Here is a 15,213-nt window from a genome sequence, read left to right as displayed (position 1 = left end):
GGTTCACTGGAAACTCCCACGTTGGCATGCCTCAATGGGGATCGGTGGCCGCCGCGGCGATTGGCCATCAAAATTACGTTTTGGTAACATGGAGGCTTTGGTTATCTGGTTGAGGGATAGTTCTATGACACAGCAAGGAACCTTGCCCCGGCCTGCCCGGCACAATGCCGCGGCGGGGCACGATCCCGCACCCAAGGCTGGCCGAAAATCCACCTTCAGGCCCGAAATCCAGGGACTCCGGTCCCTCGCCGTGCTGATGGTCATGAGTTATCACATCTGGCTGGGCCGGGTCTCCGGTGGCGTGGACGTTTTCCTGCTGATCTCGGCCTTCCTCATGACGCTGCAGTTCGTGGGCCGCTACGAGCAGGGCCGGTCCATGGCCCTCATCAAACACTGGCTGCACCTTTTCCGGCGCCTCGTCCCGGCCGCCGTCACCGTCCTGGTGGCCATCCTCGCTGCAACTGTCCTGTTCCTGCCCCGGACCCGGTGGATGGAAATCATCAACCAGGGCTGGGCCTCCCTGGTCTATGCTGAGAACTGGCTCCTGCAGACCCAGGCGACGAACTACTACGCCGCGGACCACAGCCAGGCCAGCCCCTTCCAGCATTTCTGGTCCCTTTCGATCCAGGGCCAGGTCTTTATCCTGTGGCCGCTTATTTTTGTGGGGGCCGCGGTCGTCGCCAAGCGCTTCAAGCTCCGCTACCGCGTGCTGCTGTGCTACGTCTTCGCCGTGATCTTCGTTGGTTCGCTGCTCTACTCCATCGTCTTCACCCAGGCGAGCCAAACTGAGGCGTACTTCGACACCTGGGCCCGGCTGTGGGAGTTTGCCCTGGGCACCCTGGTGGCTTTGGCCCTTCCTGCCCTGCGGCTTCCGCGCGGCTGGCGGATCGGGCTTGGCTGGCTTGGCATTGTGGCCATGCTCAGTTGCGGCCTCCTGCTCAATGTCCAGGCTTCCTTCCCCGGGTTTGTCGCACTCTGGCCCACCCTGGCGGCAGCCTGCGTCATCGCCGCCGGACAGTCGGGCAGCAAGCTCGGCGTCGACCGGATCCTGAGTTCGAAGCCTTTGGTCCGGCTGGGTGACATTTCGTACGCCCTGTACCTGTGGCACTGGCCGGTCCTGGTCATCTCGCTTGCCGTGTTGCACAGGGACAAAGCGGGTCCGATCACGGGCGCCGTCATCGTCGCCGTTTCACTGGTGCTCGCTTACCTCACCACCCGCTTTATTGAGAAGCCCTGGCGTGAGTGGCAGTGGCCGGAGGTGCGGCGGCGCCGCGCCCTTGTTGCCATCGCCGCGGTCGTGGCCACCGCCGCCGTGCCGCTGGCCGGGATTCAGATCCAGCAGCGCCTCGAAAGCGAGGCAGTACTGGCCCAGGCCCCGAAGAACAACCCGGGCGCCTTGGCGCTGATGCCCGGCTTCGTGGACCAGGCGGACGCCAACGCCGTCCTGCTCCCCACCCCGCAGACGCTGCCGCAGGACTGGGCCAGCCTGCCGAACTCGTGCTCCGGTGACCTGCAACCGAAGGACAAGACGCTTCAGAAGGACTGTTTCCAGAACAATCAGTCCGACACCGGAGCGAAAAAGGTCCTGGTGATCGGTGACTCCCACGCCCAGCAATGGCTGGGCTCGATCGGTCCCCTCAGCGATGAGAAGGGCTGGCGGCTCTACGCCATGCTCAAGGGCGCCTGCAAGCCCAACATTGCGCCGCAGCACGTCTCCGCGGATTGCGACAATTTCAATGCGGCGGTCGCATCGGAAGTGAAGAACAACCCGCCGGACGCGATTATCATCGTGGGCACCGAAGCGGCGCCGTCGTCGCCACAGGAGACTGTGATCCCGGGCTTCGAAGCCACCGCGAAGTCTTGGGCGGACGAGGGCATCAAGGTCGTGGCGCTCCGGGACAATCCGCGCTTTTCCTTCAACATGGCAGAGTGCGTGGCGACCAAGGGTGCCGACGCGCCGGACTGCAGGCCGCGCGAGCAGGGCCTCCTGGCGGCGACGAATCCCCTGGCCGCGCTAGATGGCAAGCTGCCTGGCGTTGCGTTCGTTGACATGACTGACCTGATCTGCAACGGCACGGAATGCCCGGGCGCGGTCGGCAATACCTACGTCTACCTCGACAACAACCACCTCAGCCGGAGCTATGCGGCCAGCATGGCCCCCATGTTCAGCGAGAGGCTCCTCGCCGCGACCGGATGGGGCCCATAGGCCCGACGGTCCCCGGGCCGGCGGGCCACGTCGGGCACCAGCTGCCCATATGGGTCAACGCTGGGAGCGGTCCGCCCTGCGCCGCAGCTGCCGGGCGGCGTCCGGCGCCAGCCGCTTGGTCACCAGGCGGTAGAACAGCAGGACGGCGACGGCGGCCACCACGATTCCCAGCAGGTTCAGGAACAGCTGCAGGGCGGAGCCGGCCGCCTTCTGGTACTCGCCCAGGACCAGTGCCACGGCGACAAACCCGGCTGCCGGCACCGTGGTGACGGAGATGAACACCCCGATCAGCGCCGCAGAGCGCCGGCTGATGACCGACAGCATCCCGGCTGTTCCGGCGAGGACGGCGACGATCAGGGAATAGGGGCCGGGGTGGTAGATGAATTCAACTGCCGAACCGTGATCCAGCGCGTCTGTAGGGAACAGTCCGAGGGGTATGGAGAGCCACGCGGTCAGCGCGGCGGCCAGCATCGCGACGGGAAAGCCGACGCCGAGGGCCAGCGCCGCGTCACGTCCGAGCCGCCGCTGGCGCCGGACCAGGGCCACGGCCAGGGCAGCCAGCGGACCGAACTCCGGGCCAACGGCCATGGCGCCGACGATCGCAATGGTGGAGTCCGTCACGATGCCGATGGCCGCGAGCTGCGTCGCCAGGACCAGGAACGCCAGGAAACTCCACGTCAGGCGCGAATCCTCGCCGGTCTGCCGCGACACCTCGTCCCAGATCACGGCGTCCGCGCCCTCACCTGGAGCCTCCGCCTCCGCCCGGTCGGCGCGGTCCGAGAGCACAAGGTCCGGTGCGATGACCGTAATCGATCCCCGCTGCTGGACATCGAGGGCGTGCAGCTTCTCCACGAGCCCCTCCACGGATTCCCGGGCCAGCAGAACCTCGATCACGTCCCCGGGCGGCGTGACGGACGAAGCCTTCGCCAGCGCCACTTCCGAGACGCCGACGTGATTTGTACAACTTTCGAGAACAACTCCGGACAATTCGCCCGGAACACAAATGCGCAGCTGCACGATCACTTGGCGGCCTCCTCAGACTCCTACCAGCCTAGCTTCCGCCGCGCGGCTGACGACGCGGCCGACTACGCCGGCGGCCCCCCGAGAGCGCCGCCAGCCGGGCGCACGGAGGCCGCCGCCCCGGCCTCGCGGAGGCCTGCGCGGGACCCGCGCGATTGGCAAAGAAAATTACGTTTCGGTAACATTGATGTTTTGGAAACCGGCCGGAAGGGTTATTTGTGTCGAGCGAGCGAACCATCGTCACCCCGCCAAGGGCGGATGCAGGTTCTCCGGCGACCCGAAAAACTAGCTACCGCCCTGAAGTCCAGGGCCTTCGCGCCCTCGCGGTCCTCATGGTGGTCACGTACCACGTGTGGCTGGGCCGGGTCTCCGGCGGCGTGGACATCTTCCTGCTCATTTCAGCCTTCCTGATGACGCTCAGCTTCACGCGGAAGGTCGAAAGCGGCGCGCCGCTCCGGCTGCTCAGCCACTGGCTGCATCTGCTCAAGCGCCTGCTGCCCGCCGTCGTCGTGGTCATTCTCGGCGTCCTCGCCGGCACCTGGGCCATTCTGCCGCAAAGCCGCTGGCCCGACGTCCTTGAACAGGCCTGGGCGTCCCTGCTCTATCGGCAGAACTGGCTCCTGGCGGACAGCGCGGTGGACTACTACGCCCAGGACCATTCGGGCGCGAGCCCGCTCCAGCACTTCTGGTCACTCTCGATCCAGGGCCAGGTGTTCGTGCTCTGGCCGCTCGTCTTCGCCGGCACGGCGCTGCTTTCCCGGCTGCTCCGCCGCTGGACCGGCCAGGCCCACGTCCTGCTGCGTTACCGGTCGCTGCTGGTTGCGGCCTTCGGCGCCATCTTCGCCGTGTCCCTGGCCTACTCGATCCAGCAGACCGCCACGAACCAGGCCCACGCCTACTTCGATACCGGCGCGCGACTCTGGGAGTTCGCGCTCGGCTCGCTCCTGGCCCTTGCCCTGCCGTATCTGAAGCCGGGCAGGATCCTGCGCGTCGTGCTCGGCTGGGCCGGCCTCGCCGCCATGCTTTCCTGCGGGCTGCTGCTGACCGTGGACCGTTCCTTCCCCGGCTTCATCGCGCTGTGGCCCACGCTGGCCGCCGCCGCGATCATCACCGCCGGTCAAAGCGGCAGCCGATTCGGCGTCGACCGCTTCCTGACCTGGAAACCCCTGGTGGCGCTGGGGGATAACTCTTATGCGCTCTATCTCTGGCACTGGCCGCTGCTGGTCCTGGCCCTCGCCGGGGCGGGCATCACGGCGCCCAACCTGTTCCAGGGTCTGTGCATCGTTGCCGCGTCCGTCGTCCTGGCCGTGCTCACCACCCGTTTCGTCGAGAAGCCGCTGCGCGAATGGCACTGGCCCAAGCGCCGCGCCTGGCGTACCGCCGTAGTGATTGCCGCCTGTGGTGCCTTGCTGGCGGGTCCCGTCGCCGTGTGGCAGAGCCAGCTCCTGGCCGACGAAGCCGAGGCTGCGTCCCAGCCCAAGGAACTGACCCCCGGCGCGGCCGCCCTGGCACCGGAAAACGCCGGCAAGCCCACGCCGGAAGCCAAGATCATCCCCGCGCCGGCGGCGATGAAGAACGAGTGGGCGGACATCGACGGGCTGTGCACGGACGGAAACGTCCCCAGCGACCCCCTGCTGCAGGGCTGCCTGCAGAACAACAAGCCGGACAAGGTCACCAAGCGGATCGTCGTGCTCGGTGACTCGCACGCCCAGCAGTACATGGCGGCGCTGGGCCCCATCGCGAAAAGCCACGGCTGGGAAGTTGTCACGCTCCTGAAGGGCAACTGCCGCTTCGGCGGGGAGTCCCCGGAGCGGGACGCGGACTGCAACGCCTTCAACCGGGCCAGCGCGCAGTACGTCCTGGACCACCGCCCCGACGCCGTTTTCACGGTTGCGTCCCTGACCCACAAGGAAGCGCCGTTCGAGACCGAAGTGCCGGAGTACCTGGCGGGCATCAAGCCCTTCACCGACGCCGGCATGGACGTGGTGGGCATCCGCGACAACCCCCGCTTCAACATCAATATGCCCGAGTGCGTCCAGAAGAACGGCGAGGATGCCTCGGAGTGCAACGTGCCGGAGCAGGAATCGCTCGCGGGGTCCTCGCCGCTGGACGCCTACCGCGGTCAGGTGCCCAGGCTGCACCTCATGGACATGAGCGATTTCATCTGCGCCAACGGAACGTGCCCCGCGGTGGTCGGCAACGTGTACGTCTACAAGGATGACAACCATCTGACCAAGACGTACGTCCAGTCCATGATCCCCATGTTCGAACGGCGGCTGCTCGCCGCCACCGGCTGGAAGTAAGCCGGCGGCCGCCGGCTGGACGCGGACCCGGGCGGCCGGGGAGCCCTCCGGGCATGGGGCGGCTCACATTGAAGCCGGACATTACCGCCCGGAATATGGCTATCGCCGCCAAGGTTCTACTATTTATTGAGGACTTCTGCACGAATCAACTGCATGAACCTTCTGCATGACCTTCTGCACAGGCCAGACCCGTAATGACGGGCTGGTCATCTGTTGCAACCCCTACCCGTGACCCCGTAACCCAAGGTAAGAGGCGCACTCATGACCCAGCCCGAACACGATCCCTTCGGCTTCATCGGCCTGACGTACGACGACGTCCTGCTCCTGCCCGGCCACACGGACGTGATCCCCTCGGAAGCGGACACGTCTTCCAGGATCTCCAAGCGCATCACGGTCCAGACCCCGCTGCTCTCCGCCGCGATGGACACCGTCACGGAGTCCCGGATGGCCATCGCCATGGCCCGCCAGGGCGGCCTCGGCGTCGTGCACCGCAACCTCTCCATCGCCGACCAGGCCGACCAGGTGGACCGGGTCAAGCGCAGCGAATCCGGCATGATCACCAACCCCCTGACCATCGGCCCCGAGGCCACGCTGGCCGAACTGGACGAAATCTGCGCCCGCTACCGCGTCTCCGGCCTGCCGGTAGTGGACGAGGGCAACAGGCTGCTGGGCATCGTCACCAACCGCGACACCCGCTTCGTGCCCGAATCTGACTTCCCGCTGCGGCTGGTCAGCGACGTCATGACCAAGATGCCGCTCGTGACCGGACACGTCGGCATCAGCCGCGAGGAAGCCTCGCACAAGCTGGCCACAAACAAGATCGAGAAGCTCCCGCTCGTTGACGAGCAGGGCCGGCTCAAGGGCCTGATCACCACGAAGGACTTCACCAAGGCCGAGCAGTACCCGCTCGCCACCAAAGACGACGAGGGCCGCCTGCGCGTCGGCGCGGCGATCGGATTCTTCGGCGACGGCTGGGAACGTGCCATGGCGCTCATCGATGCCGGTGTGGATGCCCTCTTCGTGGACACCGCGAACGGCCACTCCCAGGGTGTGCTGGAAATGATCCGCCGGCTCAAGTCCGATCCCGTTGCCGCGCACGTGGACATCATCGGCGGCCAGGCCGCGACCCGCGAAGGTGCGCAGGCACTGATCGACGCCGGTGCCGACGGCATCAAGGTCGGCGTCGGCCCCGGGTCCATCTGCACCACCCGCGTGGTGGCCGGCGTCGGCGTTCCGCAGATCACCGCCATCTACGAGTCGGCGAAGGCTGCCATCCCGGCCGGCGTCCCGCTGATCGCCGACGGCGGCCTGCAGTACTCCGGTGACATCGGCAAGGCGCTCGTCGCCGGCGCCGACACCGTGATGCTCGGCTCCCTCCTGGCCGGTTGCGACGAGTCCCCGGGCGACCTGATTTTCGTCAACGGCAAGCAGTTCAAGAGCTACCGCGGCATGGGCTCCCTCGGCGCCATGCAGACCCGCGGCAAGAACACCTCCTACTCCAAGGACCGCTACTTCCAGGCCGACGTCTCCGGCGATGACAAGCTCATTCCGGAAGGCATCGAGGGCCGGGTCGCGTACCGCGGTCCGCTGTCGTCGGTGGCGTACCAGCTGGTCGGCGGGCTCCGCCAGACCATGTTCTACACCGGCGCCCCGACCGTGGCCGAACTGAAGGCGCGCGGCAAGTTCGTCCGCATCACCGCCGCCGGGCTCAAGGAGTCGCACCCGCACGACATCCAGATGACGGTCGAAGCCCCGAACTACGGGTCGCGCTAAACCCTCCGCTAAAACCCGGGTGAGCCCGCCGAAACCACAGTTTCGGCGGGCTCACCCGGTTCCCCGGCGACCCGATTCCCAGCAGCGGTGCCGCTCACGTTGGCTCCGGGTCCCGGAACTAGGCTGGAGGCATGTCCGAACTCCTGCCGGCCCGCGCGCCCAAACGCAAGCTCGCGCTCAAGCCCTACGCCCGCGCCGTGGCGCAGGTGCTGCGGGTGAGCTTCCGGGCCTCGCCCGCCGCCGTCGTCATGAAGGTCCTGGGTTCCCTGATCTCGGCGCTGCTGCCGCTGGTCACAACGTACTTTGCCGCCCTGACCACTACGTCGCTGGCCGCCGCCTACGCGGGCGACGCCGACGCCGGCCGGCAGGCCGTCGTGTACGTCATCATCACCGCGGCACTAGGGCTCTTCTGGGGATCGTTCAGCAGCGTGGACCGCTACATCCAGCAGCTCATGAGCTTCCGGGTGGGCGCGATCGTCGGGGACCTGATGTACGAGCGCTTCCTGTCCCTGGACTTCTGGCGCTACGACGACAAAGAGACCGTGGACCTGTACGACCGGGCGAAGCGTTTCTCCGACTCCTACGCCCGCGTCCTGGACCGGATCGCCGCCATCTTCACCCAGTTCATCTCCGTGCTGCTCGCGATCGGCGCGCTGCTGCTGGTCAGCTGGTGGATCGCCGTGATCGTCCTGGTTGCGATCGTCCCCAGCGTGTACCTGCAGTTCAAGCTCTCCCGCGAACAGATCGCGCACTGGAACACCCAGGTCGATTCGCGCAGGCAGCGCAGGATGATCGAAACCAACCTCCTGCGCCCGCAGCACATCGCCGAGATGCGGCTCTACGGGATCGTCGGCTACCTGATGGGCCTGCGCTCCCGGCTGCGGGACGCCGATGAAAAGCGCCGGCTGGACTTCCAGAAGCGCTATATCCCCAAACAGCTCGCGGCCGATGCCCTGCAGTACGGCGCGGAGGTGGTCTCGCTGATCTGGGTGGTGGGCCAGATCATCGCCCGGGCCCAGCCGGTGGGGCAGTTCCTCTATGTCCAGCAGATTGTCAGCCGCGCCCTCTCGACCGCCAACAGCCTCGTCTCCTCACTGAGCTCGATCGACGAGGACCTGGCGAACCTCACGGACTACGAGCTCTTCATGGCCCTGCCCGTGCCGTCCGGCCACGCCCCGCCGTTGCTGCAGGCGCCGAAGACGGTGGAACTGCGGGACATCCGATTCACCTACACCGGCAGCGACCTGGAGGTGATCCGCGGCATTTCGCTGACCATCCGGCAAGGCCAGCACATCGCGATCGTGGGGGAGAACGGCGCCGGCAAGTCCACCCTGATCCGTATCCTGGCCGGGCTGTACCGTCCCGATTCCGGGCAGGTGCTGCTCGACGGCGTGGACCTCGCCGCAGTCGACGTCACCTCCTGGCACCGGCACCTGGCGGTGCTCAGCCAGGAGTTCCTCAAATACGAATTCGCCACCGCGGCGGAAAACATCTTCTTCGGCGATGTCGATTCGCCCCGCGACGACGGACGGGTCCGCCGCTCCGCCGCGGATGCCGAGGCCCTCGAATTCATCAACAAACTGCCCAACGGCCTGGACAACCACGTCAGCAACTGGATGGAGGACCCGCGCGGGCGGAAGGGCTCCGGCCTTTCCGGCGGGCAGTGGCAGCGGCTGGCGATGGCCCGAAACTTCTACCGCGGCGCATCATTCATGGTGATGGACGAGCCGACGTCGGCCATCGACGCGCTGGCGGAGCACCGGATCTTCACGCGGCTCTTCGCTGACCGCAGCAGCACCATCATCGCCATCAGCCACCGCCTGGCCACGATCGAGAAGGCCGATGTGGTCTACATGCTCGAGGACGGCCGCATCGTGGAACAAGGCACCCACAAGGAACTGGTGGCACGCCGCGGCCGGTACTTCCGGATGTTCGAGTCCCAGCTCACCGTCCCGGACACCGAGAACGTCAGCGGCGAGTAAGCGGAGCACCCTCGATGGTCGTCCGCACCCGGGCCAGGCTCGGTTCCGGCGGGACACTGCTGAAACCGAAGCCGACGGCGGGGCGGACGGCGGCCAGCGGGCCGGCGTCGGCGCCGTCCCAGCTGACGGTCGCGGAGTCGATGCGATGCAGATCGGTGACCCCGTAGTATTCGCGCCGGCCGCCCTTGGCCGTGCCCGCAGTGCGTACGCCGGGGAGGACCCTGGCCGCAACGGGGCTGACCGCACGCAGCCAGCGCGGATGCACCGCCAGAGCCCGGGGGACCAGCCGCGCCACGGCGCCCAGCCGGGTGCGGGACCCGAGCCGGGCGCGGATCCGCAGCGGGCCGGCGTCGACCGCGAACTGCCCGGCCCGATGCTCTGATGCCAGGGGCACGATGCAGGTCTCGTCGAAGTTGTAGACCGCGCTGATGAAATCGGCGGCTTCCACGCTCGGCGCGAGCAGGATTCGGTGGCCGGAGGGCAGCTGGACCATCGCGTCGGTGAGGGGCCCGAAGGGGGACTGCGTCCATAGGCCCACCACCGCGCGCAGGCCCGATCCCGTGCCGATCCCGGCAATGTGTCCGTCGAATATCCAGCGCTGGTCCATGACGTTCACAGTACGTCGAAGCGGAGCCGCGCGTCCGCTGGGATAACCTAGAGCAGTGACTTACGAGATTGAGATTGGCCGAGGCAAGCGTGGGCGTCGTGCCTACTCCCTGGATGACATTGCGATCGTCCCCAACCGGCGCACCCGTGACCCCAAGGACGTCTCCGTCTCCTGGCAGATCGATGCCTACAAGTTCGACATGCCGGTCATCGCGGCGCCGATGGATTCGGCCATGTCGCCGGAGACGGTCATCGCCCTGGGCCGCCTCGGCGGACTCGGTGTGCTCGACCTCGAAGGCCTGTGGACCCGGTACGAGGACCCGCAGTCCGTACTGGACGAAATCGCGGGCCTGGCCGACGAGACCAACAGCCCGGCCGTCACCCGGCGCATGCAGGAGCTCTACCAGGCGCCGATCCAGCCCGAGCTGGTCACCTCCCGCCTCGCCGAGATCCGCGCCGCCGGAGTCACGGTGGCCGGCTCCCTGACCCCGCAGCGCACGCAGGAACACTACAAGACCGTGGTGGCCGCCGGCGTCGACATCTTCGTCATCCGCGGCACCACTGTCTCGGCTGAGCATGTCTCCAAGGACCACGAGCCGCTTAACCTCAAGCAGTTCATCTACGAACTCGACGTCCCCGTGATCGTCGGCGGGGCAGCCGGCTACACCCCGGCCCTGCACCTGATGCGCACCGGCGCCGCCGGAGTGTTGGTCGGCTTCGGCGGCGGAGCCACCACCACCACCCGCCGCGCCCTGGGCATCCACTCGCCGATGGCCTCCGCGATCTCCGACGTCGCGGCGGCCCGCCGGGACTACATGGACGAGTCCGGGGGACGCTACGTCCATGTGATCGCCGACGGCGGCATGGGATCCTCCGGTGACATCGTCAAGGCCATCGCCATGGGCGCCGACGCCGTGATGCTGGGCAGTGCCCTGGCCCGCGCCGACGAAGCCCCCGGCAAGGGCTGGCACTGGGGCCAGGAAGCCCACCACCTCGAACTGCCCCGCGGCGACAGGGTCAACGTGGGAACGGTCGGGCCGCTCGAAGAGGTCCTGTTCGGGCCCGGCCACCACACCAACGGCACGTCCAACCTCGTCGGCGCGCTGCGCCGCTCAATGGCGACCACCGGCTACTCGGACCTGAAGGAATTCCAGCGCGTCGACGTCGTCGTCTCGCCGTACGCCGGCAACTGAAACCGCACGCCGGGCGTTGATTGGCCCTGCCCATCCGGGAAACTTGGACGTAGTCTGGTGCCCTACGAGGTTCGATCCGGATGGAGGCGTGACATGAACAGTTTTCCCGGCGGTTCTGCCGAGGCCGGAGGTGCCCTCGGGCCAGCGGCACGCGAGGCTTCACTCACTGTGCTCAGGGGCAGCACCGCCCCCGGCAAAGAACTTGACATCCTGATCGTGGGCGGAGGCATCGTGGGTGCCGGCGCCGCACTCGACGCCGTCACCCGCGGGCTCAGCGTCGGCATCGTCGAGGCGAATGACTGGGCAGCCGGGACGTCATCGCGGTCCTCGAAGCTCATCCACGGTGGCCTCCGGTACCTCGAAATGCTTGACTTCGGCCTGGTCAAAGAGGCACTGCATGAGCGCGGCCTCATTCTCTCCGTGCTGGCACCGCACCTGGCCCGGCCGGTCCCGTTCCTGTACCCGCTCCACAAGCCGTTCCTGGAGCGGCCCTATGTCGGCGCCGGAATCGCCCTGTACGACGCGATGTCCATCACCGGCGGGCACAGCCGCGGCGTCCCCTTCCACAAGCACCTGAGCCGGCGCGGAACCCTGCGCGCCGCCCCCAGCCTCAAGGACGACGCCTTCGTCGGATCCATCCGCTACTACGACGGGCAAGTCGACGACGCCAAGTACGTCGCCAACCTCGTGCGGACCGCGGCGCACTATGGCGCCCACGCGGTCAACCAGATGTCGGTTGTGGACTTCGTGCGCGAAGGCGAGCGCGTGGTCGGCGCCAAGGTGGTCAACCACGAGGACGGCTCCAGCTTCAAAATCCGGGCCAAGCAGGTCATCAATGCCACCGGTGTCTGGACCGACGAAACCCAGGCCATGGTGACAGACCGCGGGCAGCTCAAGGTACGGGCCTCCAAGGGCATCCACCTCGTGGTGCCCCGCGACCGGATCCAGTCCACGGTGGGGCTGATCCTGCGGACCGAGAAATCCGTGCTGTTCGTGATCCCCTGGGGCAGGCACTGGATCATCGGGACCACTGACACCGACTGGCACCTCGACAAGGCCCACCCCGCGGCCTCCAGCAAGGACATTGACTACCTCCTCGAACACGTCAACAAGGTCCTCAAGCGCCCGCTGACCCGCGAGGACGTCGAAGGCGTCTACGCGGGGCTGCGGCCGCTGCTGGCCGGAGAAAGCGATTCCACCGCCAAGCTCTCCCGCGAACACGTGGTGGCCCACCCCGTGCCGGGTCTGGTGGTGGTGGCAGGCGGTAAATGGACCACCTACCGGGTCATGGCCAAAGACGCGGTCGACGAGGCAACGCGCAGCATGGACGAGCGCGTCCCGGCCAGCTGCACGGAGTCCGTCCCCCTGCTGGGGGCGAGCGGTTTCAAGGCCGCATGGAACCAACGGAACCGGATGGCGGAGGAGACCGGCGTCCACGTTGCCCGGATCGAACACCTCCTCAACCGCTACGGTGCCATGACCCCGGAGGTGCTGGCGCTCATCGCCGACAGCCCGGAACTGGCCGAGCCGTTGCCGGGCGCTGACGACTACCTGGCCGCCGAAGCCGTCTACGCGGCCACGCACGAGGGCGCCCGGCATGTCCAGGACGTCCTGACCCGCCGCACCCGGATTTCGATCGAAGCGTGGGACCGCGGTGTGTCCGCCGCTCCGGTAGTCGCTAAACTAATGGGAGACGTTCTCGGCTGGAGTGATGCGCAGCGCGAGGGCGAAATCAAGCACTATCTGGCCCGGGTTGATGCCGAGCGCCTGAGCCAACAGCAGCCGGACGACGAATCCGCCGATGCCGCACGGCTGGGCGTGGAAGACATTGTGCCCCTGCGCTGAGACTCAGCGCCGGCCGGCAGTGCAGGATTACAACGCTAGTCATTGGACTGCCGGCCGGCGTCACTGACGCCACTTCGAAGGGACATCTCTTGGCGGAACCACTGGACCGGTACGACGCCGAGCTCACCACACCCGAGATGGTGATCCTCGAAATGGATGCCACGGACAAGCTCGACGCCACTTCCCAGCTCGCGGAACGCATGCATGCTGCCGGACGAATTTCCGATCTCGAGGGCTTCCTCAAGCAGGTCAATGCCCGGGAGCACCAGCTCGCCACCGGCCTGCCCGGCGGTGTGGGCCTGCCGCACGCCCGCAGCGAGCTCGTGTCACAGACATCCATCGCGGTCGGCATCACGAAGTACGGCAGGGCGCTGGACTTCGGCGCGGCGGACGGCCCGGCCACGGTGATCCTGCTCATCGCCACACCGGCGAGCTCCTTTTCCGATCACCTCGAAGTGCTCGCGACCTTGGCACGCTCACTGTCGAAAGAGTCCTTCCGTGAGTCGCTCCGCCGCGCCTACGACGCCGAAGTGATCGCCGAGCTGATCAATTCCAGCCTGGTGTTCTTCGACCACTAAAGATTGGGGCAGGCCCTTTCGCGTCGACTTCGTCGCCACGCAGGGACCCGGCTGCCCCACTCTAGGCAGGCCCTTTCGTGTCGACTCCGTCGCCACTCAGGGACCCGGCTGCCCCACTCTAGGCAGGCCCGTTTCGCTGTTCTACACAGGGACGAAGTACCTTTAAGGGGTGCTGAAAACTGCCCTCAAACCCCGCTGGATCGCAGGACTCGTGTTCGCGATCGCCATTTCCGGGGTCTTTGTGCTGCTCAGCCAGTGGCAGTTCGGCCGTTCAACGCAGGCCGAAGCCCCGGTCTCCACCACAACGGAGGAAACGCGGCAGCTCACCTCGGTCCTGCAGCCGGGCGGCTTCTTCCCCGGATCCGTGGCCGACCAGATGGTCACCGCCACGGGAAGCTACGACCCCCAGAAGCAGGTCCTCATCGCCGGCCGCCTCAATGACGGCGCGCAGGGCTACTGGATCGTTTCGGCCTTCGCGGTGAAGGATGCCCCGGTCCTCAAGGGCGGAGGAGCCACACCGCAGACCTGGATTCCGGTCGCACGCGGCTGGGTGGCGGATCCCGCGGACGCCGTGGCGCCGCCGTCGGGCACCATCGAACTGACCGGGCGGCTGTTGCCGTCCGAGTCCCCGCTGCCGCAGACCGATCCCGGACCCGGCCGCGCGAGCGCCGTCTCGGTCGCCGAACTCATCAACGACTGGAACGTCAGCAGCTACCCGGGCTTTGTCGCAGCAACCACCGAACTGGCCGGCGGTACCGACGTCGGGGCCGCGGCCACCGGCGGCGACGTTAAGCCCCTCCGGATCGGTCCGCAGCCGCCCGCGCAGCAGGTCAACTGGCTGAACCTCTTCTACTCCGTGGAATGGGTGGTCTTTGCCGGCTTCGCGCTGTTCATCTGGTGGCGGCTCGTGAAGGACGACTACCGCCGCGACCTCGAAGACGCGCTCGACGAGGAACCGGCCGGTGAGGAACCCCCCAACGACCGCCACGCGGCCCACCACGAGGCGGCCGAAGAGCCCACCGACTCCCACCCCACAGCCCCCCACCCCACAGACCCGAGAGTGCAATCATGATCGAGCCCCAGCCCGCCATCCAGCCGCAGACCACCAACGGCACGGGGAAAGCCGGGAAGAAGCGCCGCTTCGGCGGCACCGAGGCCCAAATCCGGTCCGCCCTGAAGTTCTACAAGGTGCTCGCCTACATGACGGGCACGATGCTGCTGCTGCTCTGCGCCGAACTGGTCGCCCGGTACAGCTTCGGGCAGTACCTCTTCGCTGGCGGCACCAACGCAGTCACCGGCCAGCCGTTCGGCCTCGGATTCGCCGACGCCGAGCCTCCCGGGGTGATCGGGGGCGTCAACCTCTCCGTCACGGTCCTGATCGTGCACGGCTGGATGTACGTCGTGTACCTGATTTCCAACTTCCGGCTCTGGTCGCTCATGCGCTGGCCGTTCACCAAGCTGGTGGTTATGGCCCTGGGCGGCGTCGTGCCGTTCCTGTCCTTCTTCGTCGAGAAGAAGTTCCACGCAGAGGTCGAGGCCGAACTCGCAGCAAACCCGCAGGCGCCGCAGCGGTACTGAACCCGCGGCCCTGCTGACCCGCAGGCGCCCCAGCGGTACTGAACCCGCGGCCCTGCTGACCCGCAGCGTTCCTGAGCCGCGCCATCCTGAACAGGGACCCGACGCCGGCAGCCGCCGTCGGGCATGTGA

At 67.2% G+C, this 15,213-nt stretch carries 11 protein-coding genes; 9 read left to right on the top strand and 2 right to left on the bottom strand.

Annotation, left to right across the window (positions count from 1 at the left end; all coding sequences use genetic code 11):
* The first annotated feature begins 124 nt into the window (after positions 1 to 124).
* Positions 125 to 2,206 (top strand): acyltransferase family protein, encoded by a 2,082-nt coding sequence (locus ABH915_RS17055; RefSeq protein WP_370123507.1) that lies wholly within the window; start codon positions 125 to 127, stop codon positions 2,204 to 2,206.
* 54 nt (positions 2,207 to 2,260) lie between these two features.
* Here ABH915_RS17055 and ABH915_RS17050 read toward each other — a convergent pair whose 3' ends face one another.
* Complete coding sequence (locus tag ABH915_RS17050) at positions 2,261 to 3,142, bottom strand: DUF389 domain-containing protein (protein WP_370123504.1); 882 nt, start codon at positions 3,140 to 3,142, stop codon at positions 2,261 to 2,263.
* Between the two features lie 302 nt (positions 3,143 to 3,444).
* Between ABH915_RS17050 and ABH915_RS17045 the strand changes: the two genes are divergently transcribed.
* The 3 genes from ABH915_RS17045 to ABH915_RS17035 all read left to right on the top strand — a co-directional run bounded on the left by ABH915_RS17045 (position 3,445) and on the right by ABH915_RS17035 (position 9,284).
* The gene (locus ABH915_RS17045) at positions 3,445 to 5,529 is read left to right on the top strand and encodes an acyltransferase family protein (protein ID WP_370123501.1); all 2,085 of its coding nucleotides are present in this window, start codon (positions 3,445 to 3,447) and stop codon (positions 5,527 to 5,529) included.
* Positions 5,530 to 5,790: 261 nt separating this feature from the next.
* The gene (gene guaB / locus ABH915_RS17040; RefSeq protein WP_018773740.1) at positions 5,791 to 7,302 is read left to right on the top strand and encodes an IMP dehydrogenase; all 1,512 of its coding nucleotides are present in this window, start codon (positions 5,791 to 5,793) and stop codon (positions 7,300 to 7,302) included.
* A 131-nt stretch (positions 7,303 to 7,433) separates the two neighbouring features.
* Positions 7,434 to 9,284, top strand: a complete 1,851-nt coding sequence (locus ABH915_RS17035) for an ABC transporter ATP-binding protein (RefSeq protein WP_370123497.1) — start codon at positions 7,434 to 7,436, stop codon at positions 9,282 to 9,284.
* On the opposite strand, the gene ABH915_RS17030 is transcribed toward ABH915_RS17035, so the two are convergent.
* Entirely contained in the window at positions 9,271 to 9,891 is a 621-nt protein-coding gene (locus tag ABH915_RS17030) for a hypothetical protein (protein WP_370123494.1), read from the bottom strand. The two genes, ABH915_RS17035 and ABH915_RS17030, sit on opposite strands and share 14 nt — an antisense overlap.
* A gap of 55 nt (positions 9,892 to 9,946) precedes the next feature.
* On the opposite strand from ABH915_RS17030, the gene ABH915_RS17025 reads away from it, so the two are divergent.
* The 5 genes from ABH915_RS17025 to ABH915_RS17005 all read left to right on the top strand — a co-directional run bounded on the left by ABH915_RS17025 (position 9,947) and on the right by ABH915_RS17005 (position 15,084).
* Positions 9,947 to 11,083: a GuaB3 family IMP dehydrogenase-related protein gene (locus ABH915_RS17025; protein ID WP_018773743.1), complete on the top strand. Its 1,137-nt coding sequence runs from the start codon at positions 9,947 to 9,949 to the stop codon at positions 11,081 to 11,083.
* A 93-nt stretch (positions 11,084 to 11,176) separates the two neighbouring features.
* Positions 11,177 to 12,928, top strand: coding sequence for a glycerol-3-phosphate dehydrogenase/oxidase (locus ABH915_RS17020; RefSeq protein WP_018773744.1), 1,752 nt, complete (start codon positions 11,177 to 11,179; stop codon positions 12,926 to 12,928).
* 89 nt (positions 12,929 to 13,017) lie between these two features.
* The gene (locus tag ABH915_RS17015; RefSeq protein WP_018773745.1) at positions 13,018 to 13,506 is read left to right on the top strand and encodes a PTS sugar transporter subunit IIA; all 489 of its coding nucleotides are present in this window, start codon (positions 13,018 to 13,020) and stop codon (positions 13,504 to 13,506) included.
* Between the two features lie 169 nt (positions 13,507 to 13,675).
* Positions 13,676 to 14,578 carry an SURF1 family protein gene (locus ABH915_RS17010; RefSeq protein WP_370123489.1) on the top strand — a complete coding sequence of 301 codons (903 nt, stop codon included), beginning with the start codon at positions 13,676 to 13,678 and terminating at the stop codon, positions 14,576 to 14,578.
* Positions 14,575 to 15,084 (top strand): DUF3817 domain-containing protein, encoded by a 510-nt coding sequence (locus ABH915_RS17005; protein ID WP_370123486.1) that lies wholly within the window; start codon positions 14,575 to 14,577, stop codon positions 15,082 to 15,084. Before ABH915_RS17010 ends, ABH915_RS17005 begins: the two co-directional genes overlap by 4 nt.
* Positions 15,085 to 15,213: the final 129 nt, after the last annotated feature.

The sequence above is a fragment of the Arthrobacter sp. MW3 TE3886 genome, from assembly GCF_041262145.1.
Taxonomy (GTDB): domain Bacteria; phylum Actinomycetota; class Actinomycetes; order Actinomycetales; family Micrococcaceae; genus Arthrobacter.
The sequence above is the reverse complement of the archived record's forward strand: the minus strand, read 5'-3'. Positions and strand labels throughout refer to the sequence as shown.

Coding starts and splice junctions, on each gene's coding strand:
- ABH915_RS17055 (WP_370123507.1), top strand. CDS start 125: ATGACACAGCAAGGAACCTTGCCCCGGCCTGCCCGGCACAATGCCGCG.
- guaB (WP_018773740.1), top strand. CDS start 5,791: ATGACCCAGCCCGAACACGATCCCTTCGGCTTCATCGGCCTGACGTAC.
- ABH915_RS17035 (WP_370123497.1), top strand. CDS start 7,434: ATGTCCGAACTCCTGCCGGCCCGCGCGCCCAAACGCAAGCTCGCGCTC.
- ABH915_RS17030 (WP_370123494.1), bottom strand. CDS start 9,891: ATGGACCAGCGCTGGATATTCGACGGACACATTGCCGGGATCGGCACG.
- ABH915_RS17020 (WP_018773744.1), top strand. CDS start 11,177: ATGAACAGTTTTCCCGGCGGTTCTGCCGAGGCCGGAGGTGCCCTCGGG.
- ABH915_RS17005 (WP_370123486.1), top strand. CDS start 14,575: ATGATCGAGCCCCAGCCCGCCATCCAGCCGCAGACCACCAACGGCACG.